The organism is Enterobacter sp. WCHEn090032 (assembly GCF_003986875.1).
Classification (GTDB): domain Bacteria; phylum Pseudomonadota; class Gammaproteobacteria; order Enterobacterales; family Enterobacteriaceae; genus Enterobacter; species Enterobacter sichuanensis.
Window position 1 is genome coordinate 41,450 of record NZ_RXRN01000018.1, and the last position, 19,072, is coordinate 60,521.

The following is a 19,072-nucleotide window of genomic DNA, read 5'->3' on the forward strand; positions in this document are numbered from 1 at the left end:
CATTGCCTGCAGGCTCTTTTACCATTAGGCATTATCAAAGCGTTAAGCAATTCAGGATATCGTTATGGCATTTACACCATTTTCTCCTCGCCAGCCCGCCGCCTCTGCGCGTCTGCCGCTGACGCTTATTTCTCTTGATGACTGGGCGCTGGCAACCCTCACCGGTGCCGACGCCGAAAAATACCTGCAGGGCCAGGTGACAGCCGACGTCAGTCAGATGACCGAACACCAGCACCTGCTGGCCGCGCACTGCGACCCAAAAGGCAAGATGTGGAGCAACCTGCGTCTGTTCCGCCGTCATGACGGCTTTGCCTTTATTGAGCGTCGCAGCCTGCGTGACGCACAGCTCAAAGAGCTGAAAAAGTACGCCGTCTTTTCCAAAGTCACTATCGCCCCGGACGACGAACATGTCCTGCTGGGCGTGGCCGGCTTCCAGGCACGTGCGGCGCTGAAAAACCTGTTCAGTGAACTGCCGGATGCAGAAAAGCAGGTGGTCAGCGAAGGCGCGACGTCCATTCTGTGGTTTGAACACCCGGCGGAGCGTTTCCTGTTAGTCACGGATGCCGCAACGGCCGAGCGCGTAATCGAGGCGCTGCGCGGCGAAGCACAGCTCAACAACAGCCAGCAGTGGCTGGCGCTGAATATCGAAGCGGGCCTGCCGGTCATTGACGCGGCCAACAGCGCGCAGTTTATTCCTCAGGCCACCAACCTGCAGGCGCTGGGCGGCATCAGCTTTAAAAAAGGCTGTTACACCGGCCAGGAGATGGTCGCGCGGGCTAAATTCCGCGGGGCAAACAAACGTGCGCTGTGGACGCTGGCAGGTCACGCCAGCCGCGTACCGGAAGCCGGTGAAGATCTCGAGCTGAAGATGGGTGATAACTGGCGCCGTACCGGCACCGTGTTAGCCGCCGTACAGCTGGATGACGGACGTCTTCTGGTGCAGGCGGTGATGAATAACGACATGGAAGCCGACAGCGTGTTCCGCGTGCGTGACGACGCGAATACGCTGAGCATTGAGCCGCTGCCGTATTCTCTGGAAGAGTGATGCTGTATCGCCCGGTGGCGCTGCGCTTACCGGGCCTACAGATCCCGTAGGTCGGGTAAGGCGAAGCCGCCACCCGACAAAAAACTATACCTGCCCCACATACAAATAAATCGCCAGAAAATGGCACACGCTGCCCCCCAGCACAAAGCCGTGCCAGATGGCATGGTTGTAGGGGATACGCTTGCAGACGTAGAAAATCACACCGAGCGAGTACACCACGCCACCTAAGGCCAGCAGGGTCACGCCTCCTACCGCCAGTTTGACGGCCAGCTGATACACCACAATCAGCGACAGCCAGCCCATCGTCAGATAAGTCACCAGCGACAGCACCTTGAAGCGGTGCGCGATGGTCAGCTTAAACAGGATCCCCAGCAGCGCCAGGCTCCAGATAACAATCATCAGGCCGCGCGACAGCGGTGAGTTGAGCCCCACCAGCAGAAACGGCGTATAGGTACCTGCAATAAGAAGATAGATAGCGCAGTGGTCAAATTTCTTAAGCCACATCTTGGCCCGCTGATGCGGGATCGCGTGATACAGCGTCGAGGCCAGGAACAGCAGGATCATGCTCCCGCCATACAGGCTGTAGCTGGTAATGGCCATCGCGCTGGCGTTGGTATCCACCGCATGTACCAGTAATAACACTAAACCGACAATCCCAAACACCAGGCCAATGCCGTGGCTGATGCTGTTGGCTATCTCCTCAGCCAGCGAATATCCCTGTGCGATTAATGGTCTACTCACCATACAAAACTCCGGGAAAACAAAAGATGATTATTCATCGCATCACTATGCTAACTGAGAATGATTCCAGTGAACACCTGTTAGCTAAAATAATTTCATTTCAGAATTTATACCTAAAAATCATAGGCATAAATAAATTTTTCACCTAACATTTGTTCACATAAAAATTTAATGATTATGAATCAAAGGCATAAAAATGGAACCTGCCGTCTGGCTGCATGTTATGATGGGGAGATAAGGTCTGAATGAGAGTTATGCCATTGTGAGTATGTTCACCCACTCCGTCATTGCCAGTCTCAATAACCTTGAGATGATGGTCTATAACTATGTCATTAAAAACCGTGACAAAGTGATGTACATGACCATCCGCGAACTGGCGGATGCGGCGGGGGTCTCCACCACCACGATCCTGCGCTTTTGCCGCAAACTCAACTGCGAAGGCTATTCGGAGTTTCGCGTGCGCTTTAAGCTCTATTTAGAGCAAAATGAGCCCCAACAGGCGAATTTCGGTGCCAGCGAAATTATCAGCTTTTTTAAGAGCGTGAATAACGAAGAGTTCGATGCGTTACTGGATGATGCAGTCGATATTATTTTATCTTCAGAGCGAATTATATTTGTCGGCGCTGGTACATCTGGATCGCTGGCGAAATATGGTGCACGCTTCTTCTCAAATATTGGAAAATTCAGCAACCATATCGACGATCCGTATTTCCCTGTGACCAATGACATGGCGAAAAATGCACTTGCCATTGTCCTTTCCGTCTCAGGTGAGACCGAAGAGATCCTGCGCTTCGCCAGCCAGTTCAGCCTGCACCACTGTAAGGTGCTCTCCATTACCAGCCACGAGCACTCGCGTCTGGCAAAACTGGCGGACTTTAATCTCTCCTGGCATGTCCCCCAGACGCGTATTGCGGGCGTTTACGATATTACCACGCAAATTCCCGTCATCTATATTCTGGAATCTCTCGGCCGTAAACTGGCGAAGAAACTGACAGAATAAAACATCCTGTTTTTTTGATGTAACAAATCACATTGAGTGCAAATTGTTATATCGTGACATTTAATTCCGCTTTGCTAGACTCGATGCCAGTAAGCCATTTATTGAGAATAGCAGCGATGAAAAAATTAACCTTACCAAAAGATTTTTTATGGGGTGGTGCCGTTGCCGCTCACCAGGTGGAAGGCGGCTGGAATAAAGGCGGTAAAGGGCCGAGCATTTGTGATGTTCTGACCGGCGGCGCACACGGTGTGCCGCGTGAGATCACCCAGGAGGTGGTGCCGGGTAAATACTACCCCAATCATGAGGCCATCGACTTCCACGGCCACTATAAAGAAGACATCAAGCTGTTCGCCGAGATGGGCTTCAAATGTTTCCGCACCTCCATCGCCTGGACGCGTATCTTCCCGAAAGGTGATGAAACGCAGCCCAACGAAGAAGGGCTGAAGTTTTACGACGACATGTTCGATGAGCTGCTGAAATACAACATCGAACCGGTGATCACCCTCTCCCACTTCGAAATGCCGCTGCACCTGGTGCAGGAGTACGGCAGCTGGACCAACCGTAAAGTGGTCGATTTCTTTGTGCGTTTCGCGGAAGTGGTTTTTGAGCGCTACAAAAACAAGGTCAAATACTGGATGACCTTCAACGAAATCAACAACCAGCGTAACTGGCGTGCACCGCTGTTCGGCTATTGCTGCTCCGGTGTGGTTTATACCGATCACGACAACCCGGAAGAGACCATGTACCAGGTGCTGCATCACCAGTTTGTGGCCAGCGCCCTGGCGGTAAAAGCCGCGCGCCGTATCAACCCGGAGATGAAAGTCGGCTGCATGCTGGCCATGGTGGCGCTCTATCCCTTCTCCTGCAAACCGGAAGACGTGATGTTCGCCCAGGAATCGATGCGCGAGCGCTATGTCTTTACCGACGTCCAGCTTCGCGGTTACTACCCGTCTTACGTGCTGAATGAGTGGGAGCGTCGTGGCTTCTCCATCAGGATGGAGCCAGGTGACGAGCAGATCCTGCGTGAAGGTACCTGCGACTACTTAGGCTTCAGCTACTACATGACCAACGCGGTCAAAGCGGAAGGCGGCACCGGAGATGCGATTTCGGGCTTTGAAGGCAGCGTGCCAAACCCGCACGTCAAGGCCTCCGACTGGGGCTGGCAGATTGATCCGGTGGGCCTGCGCTATTCGCTGTGCGAACTGTACGAGCGTTACCAGAAGCCGCTGTTTATCGTGGAAAACGGCTTCGGCGCTTACGATAAAGTCGAAGAAGACGGCAGCATCAACGACGACTATCGCATCGACTACCTGCGCGCTCACGTGGAAGAGATGATCAAAGCCGTAACCCATGATGGCGTGGATCTGATGGGCTACACGCCGTGGGGCTGTATCGACTGCGTGTCGTTCACCACCGGCCAGTACAGCAAGCGCTACGGCTTTATCTATGTGAACAAACACGACGACGGTACGGGCGATATGTCGCGCTCCCGTAAGAAAAGCTTCGAGTGGTATAAAGGCGTGATTGCCAGCAACGGCGAGAAACTCTAACTCCGTAACGCCGGGCGGCGCTACGATTGATCCCCTCTCCCCTTTGGGGAGAGGGTTAGGGTGAGGGGTTATTTCCCGCCCGCCAACTCTATAAAACTCCCCGTCACGTACGACGCCTTCTCGCTCAGCAGCCAGACAATCGCCTGGGCCACCTCTTCCGGCTGCCCGCCGCGCTGCATCGGCAGTAACGATTTCACCCGGTCCACGCGGCCCGGTTCCCCGCCTGAGGCATGGATATCGGTATAAATCAGCCCCGGTCGTACACAGTTTACGCGAATACCCTGCGCCGCTACCTCCAGCGCTAAGCCGGTGGTCAGAGAGTCAACTGCTCCCTTGGACGCGGCATAATCCACATATTCGCCTGGCGCACCGAGTCGGGACGCCGCTGACGAGACATTCACTATCGCCCCGCCCTTGCCGCCATGTTTAAAAGACATGCGCTTGACCGCCTCCCGGCAGCAGAGGAAGTAACCCGTGACGTTAGTTGCCAGTACGCGGTTAATGCGCTCTGCGGACAAATTCTCGATAGTCGATTGTTCAAACAGGATCCCCGCATTATTGACCAGCGCGGTAAGCGGCTCGCCATCACGATCGAGGCTGTCAAACATCGCCAGCACCTGAGCTTCATCGCTGATGTCTGCGCGAACGGCAAAGGCTTTGCCTCCGGCATTGACAATCTGGTTGATAACATCCGTCGCGGCCTTGATGTTGTGATGATAATTTACCGCCACGGTATAGCCTTCACGTGCCAGCTGCAGCGCGGTGGCTTTCCCGATGCCGCGGCTCGCGCCGGTCACAAGTGCAATGCCCATTCTCTTCTCCCAATAAAAAAGCCGGGTGGCGGCTTCGCCTTACCCGGCTTACATGACTTCACACGCGCGATTACTGGTATTCGCTCATCGGTACGCAGGAGCAGAACAGGTTACGGTCGCCGTACACATCATCCAGACGCTTCACGGTCGGCCAGTATTTGTTTGCCACACCTGCCGGGAAGACCGCCAGCTCGCGGGAATAGCCGTGGTTCCACTCGGCCACCATTTCGTGCTGGGTGTGCGGGGCGTTAACCAGCGGGTTATCTTCCAGCGTCCACTCGCCGTCCTGCACGCGATCGATCTCCATGCGGATGGCCAGCATCGCGTCGATAAAGCGGTCCAGCTCGGCTTTGCTCTCGGACTCCGTTGGCTCCACCATCAGCGTACCCGCTACCGGGAACGACATGGTTGGCGCGTGGAAGCCGTAGTCAATCAGGCGCTTGGCGATATCCAGCTCACTGATGCCGGTCTGCTCTTTCAGCGGACGAATATCGAGGATGCACTCGTGCGCCACGCGACCGTCACGGCCGGTATAGAGCACCGGGAAGGCCGACTTCAGGCGAGTCGCGATGTAGTTGGCATTCAGGATCGCCACCTGGCTTGCTTTTTTCAGCCCTTCCGCGCCCATCATGCGAATGTACATCCAGCTGATTGGCAGGATAGAGGCGCTGCCGAACGGTGCCGCAGAGACCGCCCCCTGACGGGTCAGCATGCCTTCGATCTGCACGACGCTGTGGCCTGGGACAAACGGCGCCAGGTGCGCTTTCACACCGATTGGCCCCATGCCCGGACCGCCACCGCCGTGCGGGATGCAGAAGGTCTTGTGCAGGTTCAGGTGCGACACGTCCGCGCCGATAAAGCCCGGAGAAGTAATGCCTACCTGAGCATTCATGTTCGCGCCGTCGAGGTATACCTGACCGCCGAACTGATGCACCACTTCGCACACTTCGCGGATGGTCTCTTCGTACACGCCGTGGGTGGACGGATAGGTCACCATGATGCAGGAGAGCTTGTCGCCTGCCTGCTCGGCTTTCGCACGCAGGTCGGCCAAATCGATGTTGCCGTTCTTATCACACGCCACGACCACCACTTCCATGCCCGCCATCTGAGCGGAGGCCGGGTTGGTACCATGTGCGGAGCTTGGGATCAGGCAGATATCGCGGTGCCCTTCGTTGCGGCTTTCGTGATAATGACGGATGGCCAGCAGGCCCGCGTATTCACCCTGCGCACCGGAGTTCGGCTGCATGCAGAGCGCGTCGTAACCGGTCAGCTTCACCAGCCAGTCGGAAAGCTGATTGATCATCATATGATAGCCTTCCGCCTGCTCTGGCGGGCAGAACGGGTGCAGCTCGGCAAACTCAGGCCAGGTGATTGGGATCATCTCTGCCGCGGCGTTCAGCTTCATGGTGCACGAGCCCAGCGGGATCATCGCCTGATTCAGCGCCAGATCTTTGCGTTCCAGAGAGTGCATGTAACGCATCATCTCGGTTTCGCTGTGGTAGCGATTAAAGACCGGGTGCGTCAGGATCGCGTCGTTACGCAGCATGCTGTCCTGAATGGAGCGGCTGTCGAGCGCGACCTCTTTGTCGAGTGCGTCAATGTCCAGACCGTGCGCGTCACCCAGCAGCACGTTGAACAGGTTGAGAATATCGTCGCGGGTGGTGCTTTCATCCAGCGTAATGCCGACGGCGTTGTGGATGTCGCTGCGCAGGTTGATCTCTGCGGCATTCGCGCGAGCCAGCACTGCCGCTTTATCCGCCACGTCCACACACAGCGTGTCGAAGTAGTGGGCATGGCGCAGTTTGAGGCCTTTCTGCTGCAGGCCGCAGGCCAGAATATCGGCCAGACGGTGAATGCGGCTGGCAATGCGTTTCAGGCCAGCCGGGCCGTGGAACACGGCGTACAGGCTGGCGATGTTGGCCAGCAGCACCTGCGAAGTACAAATGTTGGAGTTCGCTTTCTCGCGGCGGATATGCTGCTCGCGAGTCTGCATCGCCATGCGCAGCGCGGTGTTACCGGCAGCGTCTTTTGAGACGCCGATGATACGGCCAGGCATGGAGCGTTTGAATTTATCTTTAGCGCCGAAGAACGCCGCATGCGGACCGCCGTAGCCCATCGGCACGCCGAAGCGCTGTGCAGAGCCGAAGACAATATCCGCGCCCTGTTTACCCGGGGCCGTCAGCAGCACCAGCGCCATAAAATCAGCAGCGACGCTGACCACCACTTTACGGGATTTCAGCTCGGCAATCAGTGCGCCGTAGTCGTGAACTTCACCGGTGGTCCCCACCTGCTGCAGCAGCACGCCGAAGACGTCCTGGTGATCCAGCACTTTATCAGCGTCGTCGACAATCACGTCAAAGCCGAAGGTTTCCGCTCGGGTACGCACCACGTCCAGCGTCTGCGGATGAACGTCCGCCGCCACGAAGAAACGGTTAGCATTTTTCAGCTTGCTGACGCGCTTCGCCATCGCCATGGCTTCGGCAGCCGCGGTAGCTTCATCCAGCAGAGACGCGGAAGCGATGTCCATTCCGGTCAGATCCAGCGTCACCTGCTGGAAGTTCAGCAGCGCTTCCAGGCGCCCCTGAGAGACTTCTGGCTGATACGGGGTATAGGCGGTGTACCAGCCCGGGTTTTCCAGCATGTTGCGCAGGATGACCGGCGGCAACTGCACGTTGGTGTAGCCCATGCCAATGTAAGACTTAAAGCGCTTGTTGAGGCCGGCGATAGCCTTCAGCTCCGCCAGTGCGGCAAATTCCGTGGTGGCTTCACCCACCTGAGGCGGTGTGGCAAGCTGGATGTCTTTTGGCACAATCTGGCCGATCAGTGCGTCTAATGAATCCGCGCCAACCGTCTTCAGCATCTCCTGCTGTTGCTGAGCATCCGGCCCAATGTGACGTTCAATGAAGGCGCCACGGTTTTCAAGCTGGCTTAAAGTCTGTGTCATGAGCGATGGTTCCTGAAACGTGCAGTGAATGTGTTTTCTCCCTCTCCCTGAGGGAGAGGGCTGGGGTGAGGGTGTCGTCTGTTCCCCTCACCCTACCCTCTCCCCAAAGGGGAGAGGGATAATGGCTTACTCGTCTTCTAACAGGGCTTCGTACGCGGTCGCATCCAGCAGCGCGGCAACCTGCGATTCGTCGCTGGCTTTGATCTTGAAGATCCAGCCTTCGCCATAAGGCTCGCTGTTGACCAGCTCCGGGGAGTCGTTCAGCGCGTCGTTGACGGCGACAATTTCACCGCTTACCGGTGCGTAGATGTCTGATGCCGCTTTGACGGACTCTGCCACGGCGCAGTCGTCGCCCGCGCTCACGGTTGCGCCGACTTCAGGCAGGTCAACAAACACCATGTCGCCCAGCAGCTCTTGCGCATGCTTGGTGATCCCGACGGTGTAAGTGCCGTCCGCCTCTTTGCGCAGCCACTCGTGTTCTTTGCTGTATTTCAGTTCTGCTGGCACATTGCTCATTGAAGTTCTCCTGATAAAAATAGTTAGGCGACCGGCTTACCGGCGCGAACAAAAATCGGTTTGGTCACGTTGACCGGCATTTCGCGGTTGCGGATTTGCACCACCGCCGTTTCGCCAATGCCTGCCGGCACGCGTGCCAGTGCAATACTGTAGCCCAGCGTCGGGGAGAAGGTTCCGCTGGTGATCACGCCTTCGCGAGGATTGCCATCAGCATCGGTAAAACGCACCGGCAGCTCGCCGCGCAGTACGCCTTTTTCCTTCATCACCAGGCCAACCAGCTGTTCAGTGCCCTTCTCGCGCTGCATCTCCAGCGCTTCACGGCCAATAAAGTCACGGTCAGCCGGTTCCCATGCGATGGTCCAGCCCATGTTAGCGGCCAGCGGAGAGACGCCTTCATCCATCTCCTGACCGTAGAGGTTCATGCCTGCCTCCAGGCGCAGCGTATCGCGCGCGCCAAGGCCAGCCGGCTTCACGCCCGCTTCCACCAGCGCACGCCAGAAATCAGCTGCCTTCTCATTCGGCATCGCAATTTCGTAGCCCGCTTCGCCGGTGTAGCCGGTGGTGGCGATAAACAGATCGCCCGCCTGCACGCCGAAGAACGGTTTCATGCCTTCAGTGGCTTTACGCTGCTCATCGTTGAACAGAGACGCGGCTTTCGCCTGCGCGTTCGGCCCCTGCACGGCAATCAGTGACAGATCGTCACGGACGGTGATGTCGATGGCATACGGTTCGGCGTGTTGGGTGATCCAGGAGAGGTCTTTTTCGCGGGTGGCAGAGTTTACAACGAGGCGGAAGAAATCTTCGGTGAAGTAATAGACGATAAGGTCATCAATCACGCCGCCAGAGGCATTCAGCATGCCGGTATAGAGCGCTTTACCCGGCGTTTTTAGTTTGGCGACGTCGTTTGCCAGCAGATAACGCAAAAACTCCCGGGTGCGGCTACCGTGCAGATCGACAATCGTCATGTGGGACACGTCGAACATACCGGCATCGGTGCGCACCGCGTGGTGCTCATCAATCTGCGAGCCGTAGTGCAGCGGCATCATCCAGCCGTGGAAGTCCACCATGCGGGCGCCGCATAACACGTGCTGTTCGTACAAAGGAGTCTGTTGAGCCATCTTGTCCTCGTTGAAAAATTCACCGTGAAACCCGGTATCGGCCCCGATATCAGGCCCGACGCAAACGTTCTCTTTTACCTGAACTTACCACCGAAACCGGCGGTTAACCATAAGGTAAAACGGGTCATCACATTAGCTTATGACCAAAAAACGCTGAAAAGCCTACAGAGTTATTCACTGGAAAAATGCGATTACCCCCGCACAAAATTAACATCACGCTAACAGGATTTAGCACATGGTGATATTTCATGCGGAAAAACGGGCTGAATTTCCGTAACCAGAAAAACGCGGCATTAGAATATCTAATGCGAAAAATGGCGTGAAATTAGAATATTTCAAACGAGGAAATTTCCCCGGCGCAGAGGCCGGGAAAACAAAGTGTGACGGGGGTCTAAGTTAGCGTAGCCAGTCCGGCAGGTCGTTCAGACCCATCGCCTGACGAAGGAGTTGGGGTTTAACACCCGGAAGGGTATCGGCAAGCTTGAGGCCAATGTCGCGCAGCAGTTTTTTCGCCGGATTGGCACCGGCAAACAGTTCGCGGAAGCCCTGCATACCCGCCAGCATCACCGCCGCGCTGTGCTTGCGGCTGCGTTCGTAGCGACGCAGATAGAGATGCTGACCGATATCTTTCCCTTCGCGATGCAAACGACGCAGCTCTTCTACCAGCTCCGCCGCGTCCATAAAGCCAAGGTTAACCCCCTGCCCGGCCAGCGGATGAATGGTATGCGCTGCATCCCCCACCAGCGCCAGACGGTGCGCCGCAAACTGGCGCGCGTAACGGCCAGTTAGCGGGAACACCTGCCGCTCGCTCTCAAGCGAGCACAGGCCAAGGCGGTTATCAAACGCCACGCACAGCGCCTGGTTAAAGGCATCCGGCGTCGCCTCATGCATCTGCCGGGCTTTCTCCGGCACCAGCGACCAGACAATCGAGCACAGGTGCGGATCGGCAAGCGGCAGGAACGCCAGTATGCCGTCGTTGTGGAAAATCTGCCGCGCCACGCCGCCGTGCGGCTCTTCGGTGCGGATCGTCGCGACCAGCGCGTGATGACGGTAATCCCAGAAGGTCAGCGGGATATCGGCTTTATTACGCAGCCAGGAGTTCGCCCCGTCAGCCCCCACCACCAGACGCGCGGTCAGCATGTCGCCGCTTTGCAGGGTGATAAACGCCTCGTTTTCCCCCCACGCCACCTGCTGGATTTGCGCGGGTGCCATCAGGGTCACATCGCTACAGGACTGCGCTTTTTGCCACAGCGCATGATGAATAACGGCATTCTCAATAATGTGGCCAAGGTGGCTGTAGCCCATGCTTTCATCATCAAAAGCAATATGGCCAAAGCTGTCTTTGTCCCACACTTCCATACCGTGATAGCAGCTGGCGCGCTGCGCCACGATATCCGACCAGACGCCAAGGTGCGTCAGCAGCTTTTCGCTGGCCGCATTGATTGCCGAGACGCGCAGTTCCGGCTGCGCATCCTGGGCTACCGGCTGGGGCTGCTTTTGTTCCAGCACCGCCACGCGCAGGCCGCTGCCCTGTAAGCCACAGGCCAGCGCCAGTCCAACCATACCGCCGCCAACGATAGCGACATCAACATTTTGCACGGTGATAACTCCTTAACGCGCGACCCAACCAAGAGTCCGCTGCGCCAGCACGTCACGTGCCGGTATGAATAGTTCCATCGCCATCAGCCCGAGGTTGCGGCCCGCAACCAGCGGCGCCCAGCGATTGGCAAACAGATGAACCAGGCCATCGGTGACACCGATTGTCGCCTCTTTATCCGCCTGGCGTCGCTTCTGGTAATGACTGAGCACCTGATATGCGCCACAGTCTTTTTGCTCGCCCCACGCCTGCGAAAGCGTTTCTGCCAGACTCATCACGTCGCGTAACCCAAGGTTGAAGCCTTGCCCCGCAATGGGGTGCAGCGTCTGCGCGGCATTACCGACCAGCGCCAGACGATGGGAGATGGACTGCGACGCGGTGGTTAATGAAAGAGGATATACCGTCCGCTTGCCGGCATGGGTAATGCGCCCCAGCCGCCAGCCAAACGCCTTTTGAAGCTCGGTACAAAAACGTTCGTCTGACCAGGCCTTAACCTCTTCCGCCTTATCCTGCGGGTGACACCAGACCAGAGAACAGCGACCGTTCGACATCGGCAGCATCGCCAGCGGACCATGCTGCGTAAAGCGTTCAAACGCCCTGCCGTTGTGTTCTGCAGCAGTAGAGACGTTGGCGATAACCGCCACCTGCCCGTAAGGCTGCTGACGCCACTCCACGCCACACTGGGTGCCGAGCGCCGAGCGCGAACCGTCTGCGGCAACCAGCAGTTGGCCATCCAGCACGGTGCCGTTTTCCAGCGTCACGCTGACCGACGCTTCACTGCGGCTTACGCTTGCCACGCGTGCCGGACAATGCAGCGTCACGCCCGGCGCATCCTGAAGCAGGCGGAACAGACGTAAACCCACATCGTGTAGCTCAACGACCTGACCCAGGGCATCAATACGGTAATCCTGCGCCTCCAGCGTGACAAAGCCAGCATGGCCGCGATCGCTGACGTGAACAGTACCGATCGCCGTGGCACGGTCGGCTATCGCCTGCCAGATACCAATACGCGCAAGCTGCTGACAGGTTCCCTGCGCCAGCGCAATGGCGCGGGCATCAAAACCAGGGTGATTCGACGCCTCTGGCGCAACGGCTTCCACCAGGTGCACCGGAAGCTGGCCCTGCGTCAAATGCGAAATGGCCAGCGCCAGCGTGGCCCCGGTCATGCCGCCGCCCACGATAATCACGCTCATGCGCGCGCCGCTGCCATCAGCGCCTCGATATCGTCAGCGTTTTTCACGACACTCGCGGTCAGGTTTTCATTACCGGTTTCGGTAATGACAATGTCGTCTTCAATACGAATGCCAATCCCGCGGTATTCTTCAGGCACGTCGGCATCCGGCGCGATATATAACCCCGGCTCCACGGTTAATACCATGCCCGGCTCCAGCACGCGCGAACGGTCGGCGCCATACGCACCAACGTCATGGACATCCAGCCCCAGCCAGTGGCTCAGGCCGTGCATGAAGTACGGTCGATGCGCATTTTCAGCAATCAGGGTCTCCACATCCCCTTTCAGGATCCCGAGCCTGACCAGACCGGTAATCATGATGCGTACCACTTCGCCGGTCACTTCCTGCATGGAGGTCCCCGGGCGATACAGGTTGAGCGCCGTCTCAAGGGATTCCAGCACGATGTCGTAAATAGTGCGCTGTGCCGGTGAAAATTTACCGTTCACCGGGAAGGTGCGGGTGATATCCCCCGCGTAGCCCTGATATTCGCAACCAGCATCGATAAGCACCAGATCGCCATCGCGCAGCGCGCTTTCGTTTTCGGTGTAGTGCAGAATGCAGCCGTTTTCCCCGCCGCCAACAATGGTGTTGTAAGAGGGATAACGCGCGCCGTGACGGTTAAATTCGTGGTGAATTTCGCCTTCCAGCTGATATTCGAACATCCCGGGACGGCACTTCTCCATGGCGCGGGTGTGTGCCAGGGCGCTGATTTCGCCCGCACGGCGCATCACGTTCAGCTCTTCTTCAGATTTGAACAGACGCATCTCATGCACCACCGGACGCCAGTCCGTTAGGGTAGCGGGCGCGGAGAGGTTCTGCCGCGAGCCTTTGCGCAGCTTATCCAGCGCGGTGAAAACAATCTCATCGGCGTACGCATATTCGCCCTGTGCGTGATAGAGCACGTCGAGGCCGTTAAGCAACTGGTAGAGCTGCTGGTTGATTTCGCTAAACGCCAGCGCACGATCAACGCCCAGTTTTTCCGGTGCGGCCTCCTGCCCTAAGCGGCGACCAAACCAGATTTCGGCCGTCAGATCGCGCACGCGGTTAAAAATCACGCTGTGGTTGTGAGTGTCATTGCTCTTAATCAGCACCAGTACTGCTTCCGGCTCGTTAAAGCCGGTGAAGTACCAGAAATCGCTGCTCTGGCGATAGGGATATTCGCTGTCGGCGCTGCGCGTCACTTCGGGCGCAGCGAAAATCAGCGCGGCGCTGCCCGGCTGCATTTTTGCCAGCAGCGCCTGACGGCGGCGCGAATACTCTTGACTCGAGATAACCATGACACCCTCCTGTGCGTTATTTTTCTTAATGTAAGGTTGGCTTGCGGACTTCCGGCGCGGTCGGCTGTGAGCGCGTAAAGTTGTCATGGCACAGCAGTGCCGCCACGCGCACGTACTCAATGATCTCTTCGAGAGACATTTCCAGCTCTTCCTGGTCTTCGTCCTCATCGTAGCCAAGCTGGGCAATGTTGCGCAGATCGTCGATCGCTTCACCCGCTTCGCCGGTTACTTTATCCAGTTTAGGCTGCGTGACGCCCAGACCCAGCAGATAATGATTTACCCAACCCGCCAGCGCATCGGCGCGATCGAACACGCTGACGTCGTCGCCTTCAGGCAGATAAAGCTGAAAAAGGAAGCCATCGTCTTCCAGCGAATCGCTGATGGCGGCATGCATTTTACGCAGCGCTTCCGCCAGCTCGTGACCAAACGCCAGCCCTTCATTCGTGAGGTCGTGGATCAGCGGCTGCCATGAGCTGTCGCTGTTTCCGCCGCACAGCATGCCACTGATCAGACCGTGCATTTCGGCAGGGGTTAAACCGACTCCCTGCTGGTTCAGTAACTGGTTTAAATCCTTGTAACCAGGCATTTCGTTCTGTATAGACATGCGCATTCGTCATCATTGGGGGGAAGTTTCATGATATGCTACCACTTTGGACCCTGGTGATACCAGAAAAGGGCTTGTATCTTCACATCAGGGTAGCTATAGTGTCGCCCCTTCGCAGCCCCCGGGGCATCAGGCGAAGGCAGCGCAGTCAATCAGCAGGAAGGTGGCATGTCTGCACAACCCGTCGATCTCCAGATTTTTGGCCGTTCACTGCGAGTGAATTGTCCGCCTGAACAAAGGGATGCTTTGAATCAGGCCGCGGACGATTTGAATCAGCGGTTGCAAGATCTAAAAGAACGCACTAGAGTCACAAATACTGAGCAGCTGGTTTTCATCGCCGCGTTGAACATCAGCTATGAACTGACTCAGGAAAAAGCGAAAACCCGCGACTACGCGGCAAGCATGGAGCAGCGCATTAAAATGCTCCAGCAGACCATTGAACAGGCATTGCTTGATCAGGGTCGCAATCCCGAAAGACCGGGACCAAAGTTTGAATAACACTTCTCAGTTGACTATGGTAGAGTAACTGTGAAGACAAAATTTCTCTGAGATGTTCGCAAGCGGGCCAGTCCCCTGAGCCGATATTTCATACCACAAGAATGTGGCGCTCCATGGTTGGTGAGCATGCTCGGTCCGTCCGAGAAGCCTTAAAACTATGACGACACATTCACCTTGAACCAAGGGTTCAAGGGTTACAGCCTGCGGCGGCATCTCGGAGATTCCCTTCCTTTTCTTCTACCGACTACCATGACTCAATTCCCTGAAGTTTCTGCCTCACGCCAGGATATTCGTCAGCTTATTCGTCAACGCCGTCGTGCGTTAACCTCAGAACAGCAAGCGCATTTTGCTCAACAGGCCGCCGCTCGCATGATGGCGTATCCCCCTGTTGTGATGGCGCATACGGTCGCACTGTTTCTGTCGTTTGATGGTGAACTGGATACCCAACCGCTAATCGAGCAACTCTGGCGAGCCGGGAAGAAGGTCTATCTGCCGGTGCTGCATCCGTTTAGCAAAGGAAACCTGCTGTTTCTGCACTACCACCCGCACAGCGAGCTGGTGGTGAATCGTCTGAAAATCACAGAACCCAAACTCGACGTGCGCGACGTGCTGCCGCTTGCCGAACTGGATGTGCTGGTCACGCCGCTGGTGGCGTTTGATGAACAGGGTCAGCGTTTGGGCATGGGCGGCGGTTTTTACGACCGGACGCTGCAAAACTGGCAGCAATACGGTTTACAGCCGGTGGGTTACGCGCATGATTGTCAGGCGGTGGAATCTTTGCCGGTCGAGAAGTGGGATGTGCCGTTGCCGGCGGTAGTAACGCCCAGTAAAACCTGGACCTGGTAGAATAAAGCCGGGTGGCGCTTACGCTTACCCGGCCTACATAAATCCTCGAACTTTGTAGGTCGGGTAAGCGTAAGCGCCACCCGACACACAGCCCGCACTATCAGTAAAGAAGACGTGCGCGAATCGTCCCTGGAATCGCCTTCATGCTCTGCAGCGCTTTCTCGGCAACGTCTTCATCCGCTTCGATATCAATAACCACGTAGCCCATCTGCGAATTGGTTTGCAGATACTGCGCAGCGATGTTGACGCTCTGCTCAGCAAAGATCTGGTTGATGGCAGTCAGCACGCCTGGACGGTTTTCGTGAATGTGCAGCAGACGACGGCCACCGTGCAGCGGCAGAGACACTTCCGGGAAGTTAACGGCGGAGAGCGTCGAGCCATTGTCGGAGTATTTGCTCAGTTTACCCGCCACTTCCAGACCGATGTTCTCCTGCGCTTCCTGAGTCGAACCGCCGATGTGCGGCGTCAGGATCACGTTATCGAACTCGCACAGCGGAGAGTTAAACGGATCGCTGTTGGTCGCAGGCTCAGTCGGGAAGACGTCAATCGCGGCACCTGCCAGATGTTTGCGTTTTAGCGCATCACACAGGGCAGGAATGTCGACAACCGTACCGCGCGCGGCGTTGATCAGCAGTGAACCCGGCTTCATCAGCGCCAGTTCTTCCGCACCCATCATGTTTTTGGTGGAGGCGTTTTCCGGCACATGCAGGCTGACCACATCGCTCATGTTCAGCAGGTCGGAGAGATGTTGAACCTGAGTGGCGTTACCCAGCGGCAGTTTGCTTTCAATGTCATAAAAGTAAACGTGCATCCCCAGAGATTCCGCCAGAATCCCGAGTTGAGTACCGATGTGGCCATAACCAATGATACCCAGTTTCTTACCACGGGCTTCGTATGAACCTGTAGCCAGTTTGTTCCAGACGCCACGGTGCGCTTTGGCGTTAGCCTCCGGGATACCGCGCAGCAACAGCAGCAATTCGCCAATCACTAACTCCGCCACGGAACGGGTGTTGGAGAAAGGTGCGTTGAATACAGGAATACCGCGCTTAGCGGCGGCGTTCAGATCAACCTGGTTGGTACCGATGCAGAAACAACCGATGGCAACCAGCTTTTCCGCCGCGGCAATCACATCTTCAGTCAGGTGGGTACGGGATCGCAGGCCAATGAAGTGAGCATCCCGGATGGCTGCCTTGAGCTCTTCGGTATCCAGCGCGCCTTTATGGAATTCGATGTTGGTGTAACCTGCCGCACGAAGGCTATCGAGTGCTTTCTGATGCACACCCTCGACCAGCAGGAATTTAATCTTGTCTTTCTCCAGTGATACCTTTGCCATTTACCCGACCCTGTATTTTATCTGAACTGATGTTGTGCTGGATTGAAATCCGCTCTAGCCAACATATCAAAAAAAACTATTGCAGCAATATGAACGTTTGCGTCGGCACTCTGAAGAAAAGTCATACAGGGCGAAATGACAGAGGAAAATGCTGCGGAATTTTACGTACGTGGCAGGATCGGCAAACGAGGCGTAAAAACGTGACACAAGTCACCGAATTTAGCTTTTCAAAAATTTTTTAGCGGGGGGTGAGCGCCCCCCGTCAGATCATTTTACGATGGTTTTCACACCGTCAGCCGTACCAATCAGCGCCACATCCGCGCCACGGTTGGCAAATAACCCTACAGTGACAACGCCCGGAATGCCATTGATGGCGTTTTCCAGCGCAATCGCGTCGAGAATTTCCAGACCGTGAACGTCGAGGATCACGTTGCCGTTATCGGTCACTACGCCCTGGCGATATTCCGGACGTCCACCCAGTTTGACCAGTTCACGCGCCACGGCGCTGCGTGCCATCGGGATCACTTCAACCGGCAGCGGGAATTTACCCAGAATATCGACCTGCTTGGACGCATCAGCGATGCAGATGAACTTATCCGCAACGGAGGCGATGATTTTTTCACGGGTCAGCGCCGCGCCGCCGCCTTTGATCATCTGCATATGGCCGTTGATCTCATCCGCGCCATCAACGTAAATGCCCAGACGATCAACGTCGTTTAGATCGAAAACGGTAATGCCGAGGCTTTTCAGCTTTTCCGTGGAAGCATCAGAGCTGGACACAGCCCCCTCAATCTGCCCTTTCATCGTGCCCAGCGCATCGATAAAGTGCGCCGCCGTCGACCCGGTACCAACACCGACAATGCTGCCCGGTTGTACGTACTGGAGAGCGGCCCATCCTACTGCTTTTTTCAGTTCATCCTGCGTCATGATCGTTTTGCCTGTGGTGTGAAAACTCAGGGCGCATTATAGAACACGTCGAATGGAATTCGTCTGCCACGAAGGGAAAATTGTGTCATAGTGCAGAATAAGCAAAATTAAGGAGCCAGCCAGAGCAATGAAACGTCCGGACTACAGAACACTACAGGCACTTGATGCAGTTATTCGTGAACGAGGTTTTGAGCGCGCGGCGCAAAAGCTTTGCATCACGCAGTCCGCCGTATCGCAGCGTATCAAACAGCTCGAAAATATGTTCGGCCAGCCACTGCTGGTGCGTACCGTGCCGCCTCGCCCAACGGAGCAAGGACAAAAGCTCCTCGCCCTGCTGCGTCAGGTTGAGCTGCTGGAAGATGAGTGGCTGGGTGACGAACAAACGGGCTCTACGCCGCTGCTGCTCTCTCTGGCGGTTAACGCCGACAGTCTGGCAACCTGGCTGCTGCCGGCCCTTGCGCCGGTATTAGCGGACTCCCCTATCCGCCTGAATTTGCAGGTTGAAGATGAGACCCGTACCCAGGAGCGCCTGCGTCGTGGTGAAGTGGTTGGGGCGGTCAGTATTCAGCCTCAGGCGCTTCCTAGCTGTCTTGTCGATCAGCTGGGTGCGCTGGATTACCTGTTTGTGGGTTCAAAAGCCTTTGCCGAGCGCTATTTCCCCAACGGCGTGACCCGCGCCGCGCTGCTGAAAGCGCCTGCCGTGGCGTTTGACCATCTGGACGATATGCATCAGGCGTTCCTGCAGCAAAACTTTGACCTGCCGCCGGGCAGCGTGCCGTGTCATATCGTTAACTCATCGGAAGCCTTTGTGCAGCTTGCACGTCAGGGCACGACCTGCTGCATGATCCCGCATCTGCAGATTGAGAAAGAGTTGAAAAGCGGAGAGCTGATTGATTTGACGCCGGGGCTGTATCAGCGCCGGATGCTCTACTGGCACCGTTTTGCGCCAGAAAGCCGCATGATGCGCAACGTCACCGACGCGCTGCTGGCCTACGGGCATAAGGTGTTGCGACAGGATTAAAAGAAAAGCCG

17 protein-coding genes and 1 other RNA gene are annotated in these 19,072 nt (G+C 56.5%); 7 read left to right on the plus strand and 11 right to left on the minus strand.

What is annotated here, in order from left to right; all coding sequences use genetic code 11:
• Positions 1-64 precede the first annotated feature (64 nt).
• Positions 65-1,045 carry a tRNA-modifying protein YgfZ gene (gene ygfZ / locus EKN83_RS15770; protein WP_126801262.1) on the plus strand — a complete coding sequence of 327 codons (981 nt, stop codon included), beginning with the start codon at positions 65-67 and terminating at the stop codon, positions 1,043-1,045.
• Between the two features lie 84 nt (positions 1,046-1,129).
• Here ygfZ and trhA read toward each other — a convergent pair whose 3' ends face one another.
• Complete coding sequence (gene trhA / locus EKN83_RS15775; RefSeq protein ID WP_126801263.1) at positions 1,130-1,789, minus strand: PAQR family membrane homeostasis protein TrhA; 660 nt, start codon at positions 1,787-1,789, stop codon at positions 1,130-1,132.
• A gap of 265 nt (positions 1,790-2,054) precedes the next feature.
• Between trhA and EKN83_RS15780 the strand changes: the two genes are divergently transcribed.
• Both EKN83_RS15780 and bglA read left to right on the plus strand, forming a co-directional pair.
• Positions 2,055-2,786 carry a MurR/RpiR family transcriptional regulator gene (locus EKN83_RS15780; protein ID WP_025757752.1) on the plus strand — a complete coding sequence of 244 codons (732 nt, stop codon included), beginning with the start codon at positions 2,055-2,057 and terminating at the stop codon, positions 2,784-2,786.
• Between the two features lie 116 nt (positions 2,787-2,902).
• Positions 2,903-4,336, plus strand: coding sequence for a 6-phospho-beta-glucosidase BglA (gene bglA / locus EKN83_RS15785; protein WP_045285851.1), 1,434 nt, complete (start codon positions 2,903-2,905; stop codon positions 4,334-4,336).
• 68 nt (positions 4,337-4,404) lie between these two features.
• On the opposite strand, the gene EKN83_RS15790 is transcribed toward bglA, so the two are convergent.
• From EKN83_RS15790 to EKN83_RS15825, 8 genes are all read right to left on the minus strand, one after another.
• Positions 4,405-5,148, minus strand: a complete 744-nt coding sequence (locus tag EKN83_RS15790) for an SDR family oxidoreductase (protein ID WP_045285852.1) — start codon at positions 5,146-5,148, stop codon at positions 4,405-4,407.
• Between the two features lie 70 nt (positions 5,149-5,218).
• Positions 5,219-8,092: an aminomethyl-transferring glycine dehydrogenase gene (gene gcvP, locus EKN83_RS15795; protein ID WP_126801264.1), complete on the minus strand. Its 2,874-nt coding sequence runs from the start codon at positions 8,090-8,092 to the stop codon at positions 5,219-5,221.
• Between the two features lie 126 nt (positions 8,093-8,218).
• Entirely contained in the window at positions 8,219-8,608 is a 390-nt protein-coding gene (gene gcvH / locus EKN83_RS15800; RefSeq protein ID WP_126801265.1) for a glycine cleavage system protein GcvH, read from the minus strand.
• A 23-nt stretch (positions 8,609-8,631) separates the two neighbouring features.
• Positions 8,632-9,726: a glycine cleavage system aminomethyltransferase GcvT gene (gcvT, locus tag EKN83_RS15805; RefSeq protein WP_025757745.1), complete on the minus strand. Its 1,095-nt coding sequence runs from the start codon at positions 9,724-9,726 to the stop codon at positions 8,632-8,634.
• 396 nt (positions 9,727-10,122) lie between these two features.
• Entirely contained in the window at positions 10,123-11,325 is a 1,203-nt protein-coding gene (gene ubiI / locus EKN83_RS15810; protein WP_126801266.1) for an FAD-dependent 2-octaprenylphenol hydroxylase, read from the minus strand.
• Between the two features lie 12 nt (positions 11,326-11,337).
• Positions 11,338-12,516 (minus strand): 2-octaprenyl-6-methoxyphenyl hydroxylase, encoded by a 1,179-nt coding sequence (gene ubiH / locus EKN83_RS15815; RefSeq protein ID WP_047959426.1) that lies wholly within the window; start codon positions 12,514-12,516, stop codon positions 11,338-11,340.
• Entirely contained in the window at positions 12,513-13,826 is a 1,314-nt protein-coding gene (gene pepP, locus EKN83_RS15820; RefSeq protein ID WP_126801276.1) for a Xaa-Pro aminopeptidase, read from the minus strand. The genes ubiH and pepP overlap by 4 nt, the downstream gene beginning before the upstream one ends.
• 31 nt (positions 13,827-13,857) lie before the next feature.
• Entirely contained in the window at positions 13,858-14,436 is a 579-nt protein-coding gene (locus EKN83_RS15825) for a YecA family protein (protein ID WP_024906571.1), read from the minus strand.
• Positions 14,437-14,604: 168 nt separating this feature from the next.
• On the opposite strand from EKN83_RS15825, the gene zapA reads away from it, so the two are divergent.
• From zapA to EKN83_RS15840, 3 genes are all read left to right on the plus strand, one after another.
• The gene (gene zapA, locus EKN83_RS15830; protein WP_006811891.1) at positions 14,605-14,934 is read left to right on the plus strand and encodes a cell division protein ZapA; all 330 of its coding nucleotides are present in this window, start codon (positions 14,605-14,607) and stop codon (positions 14,932-14,934) included.
• A 41-nt stretch (positions 14,935-14,975) separates the two neighbouring features.
• Positions 14,976-15,159: non-coding RNA, 6S RNA (ssrS, locus tag EKN83_RS15835), on the plus strand.
• 24 nt (positions 15,160-15,183) lie between these two features.
• Positions 15,184-15,780 (plus strand): 5-formyltetrahydrofolate cyclo-ligase, encoded by a 597-nt coding sequence (locus EKN83_RS15840; RefSeq protein WP_095450496.1) that lies wholly within the window; start codon positions 15,184-15,186, stop codon positions 15,778-15,780.
• Positions 15,781-15,880: 100 nt separating this feature from the next.
• Here the strand turns inward: EKN83_RS15840 and serA are convergent, their stop codons facing one another.
• On the minus strand, positions 15,881-17,113 hold the full coding sequence (serA, locus tag EKN83_RS15845) for a phosphoglycerate dehydrogenase (protein ID WP_094919346.1): 1,233 nt from the start codon (positions 17,111-17,113) through the stop codon (positions 15,881-15,883).
• Positions 17,114-17,380: 267 nt separating this feature from the next.
• Positions 17,381-18,040: a ribose-5-phosphate isomerase RpiA gene (rpiA, locus tag EKN83_RS15855; RefSeq protein WP_126801267.1), complete on the minus strand. Its 660-nt coding sequence runs from the start codon at positions 18,038-18,040 to the stop codon at positions 17,381-17,383.
• A 127-nt stretch (positions 18,041-18,167) separates the two neighbouring features.
• On the opposite strand from rpiA, the gene argP reads away from it, so the two are divergent.
• The gene (argP, locus tag EKN83_RS15860; protein ID WP_008499727.1) at positions 18,168-19,061 is read left to right on the plus strand and encodes a DNA-binding transcriptional regulator ArgP; all 894 of its coding nucleotides are present in this window, start codon (positions 18,168-18,170) and stop codon (positions 19,059-19,061) included.
• Positions 19,062-19,072 lie beyond the last annotated feature (11 nt).

Coding starts and splice junctions, on each gene's coding strand:
- ygfZ (WP_126801262.1), top strand. CDS start 65: ATGGCATTTACACCATTTTCTCCTCGCCAGCCCGCCGCCTCTGCGCGT.
- trhA (WP_126801263.1), bottom strand. CDS start 1,789: ATGGTGAGTAGACCATTAATCGCACAGGGATATTCGCTGGCTGAGGAG.
- EKN83_RS15780 (WP_025757752.1), top strand. CDS start 2,055: ATGTTCACCCACTCCGTCATTGCCAGTCTCAATAACCTTGAGATGATG.
- bglA (WP_045285851.1), top strand. CDS start 2,903: ATGAAAAAATTAACCTTACCAAAAGATTTTTTATGGGGTGGTGCCGTT.
- EKN83_RS15790 (WP_045285852.1), bottom strand. CDS start 5,148: ATGGGCATTGCACTTGTGACCGGCGCGAGCCGCGGCATCGGGAAAGCC.
- gcvP (WP_126801264.1), bottom strand. CDS start 8,092: ATGACACAGACTTTAAGCCAGCTTGAAAACCGTGGCGCCTTCATTGAA.
- gcvH (WP_126801265.1), bottom strand. CDS start 8,608: ATGAGCAATGTGCCAGCAGAACTGAAATACAGCAAAGAACACGAGTGG.
- gcvT (WP_025757745.1), bottom strand. CDS start 9,726: ATGGCTCAACAGACTCCTTTGTACGAACAGCACGTGTTATGCGGCGCC.
- ubiH (WP_047959426.1), bottom strand. CDS start 12,516: ATGAGCGTGATTATCGTGGGCGGCGGCATGACCGGGGCCACGCTGGCG.
- EKN83_RS15825 (WP_024906571.1), bottom strand. CDS start 14,436: ATGTCTATACAGAACGAAATGCCTGGTTACAAGGATTTAAACCAGTTA.
- zapA (WP_006811891.1), top strand. CDS start 14,605: ATGTCTGCACAACCCGTCGATCTCCAGATTTTTGGCCGTTCACTGCGA.
- EKN83_RS15840 (WP_095450496.1), top strand. CDS start 15,184: ATGACTCAATTCCCTGAAGTTTCTGCCTCACGCCAGGATATTCGTCAG.
- serA (WP_094919346.1), bottom strand. CDS start 17,113: ATGGCAAAGGTATCACTGGAGAAAGACAAGATTAAATTCCTGCTGGTC.
- rpiA (WP_126801267.1), bottom strand. CDS start 18,040: ATGACGCAGGATGAACTGAAAAAAGCAGTAGGATGGGCCGCTCTCCAG.
- argP (WP_008499727.1), top strand. CDS start 18,168: ATGAAACGTCCGGACTACAGAACACTACAGGCACTTGATGCAGTTATT.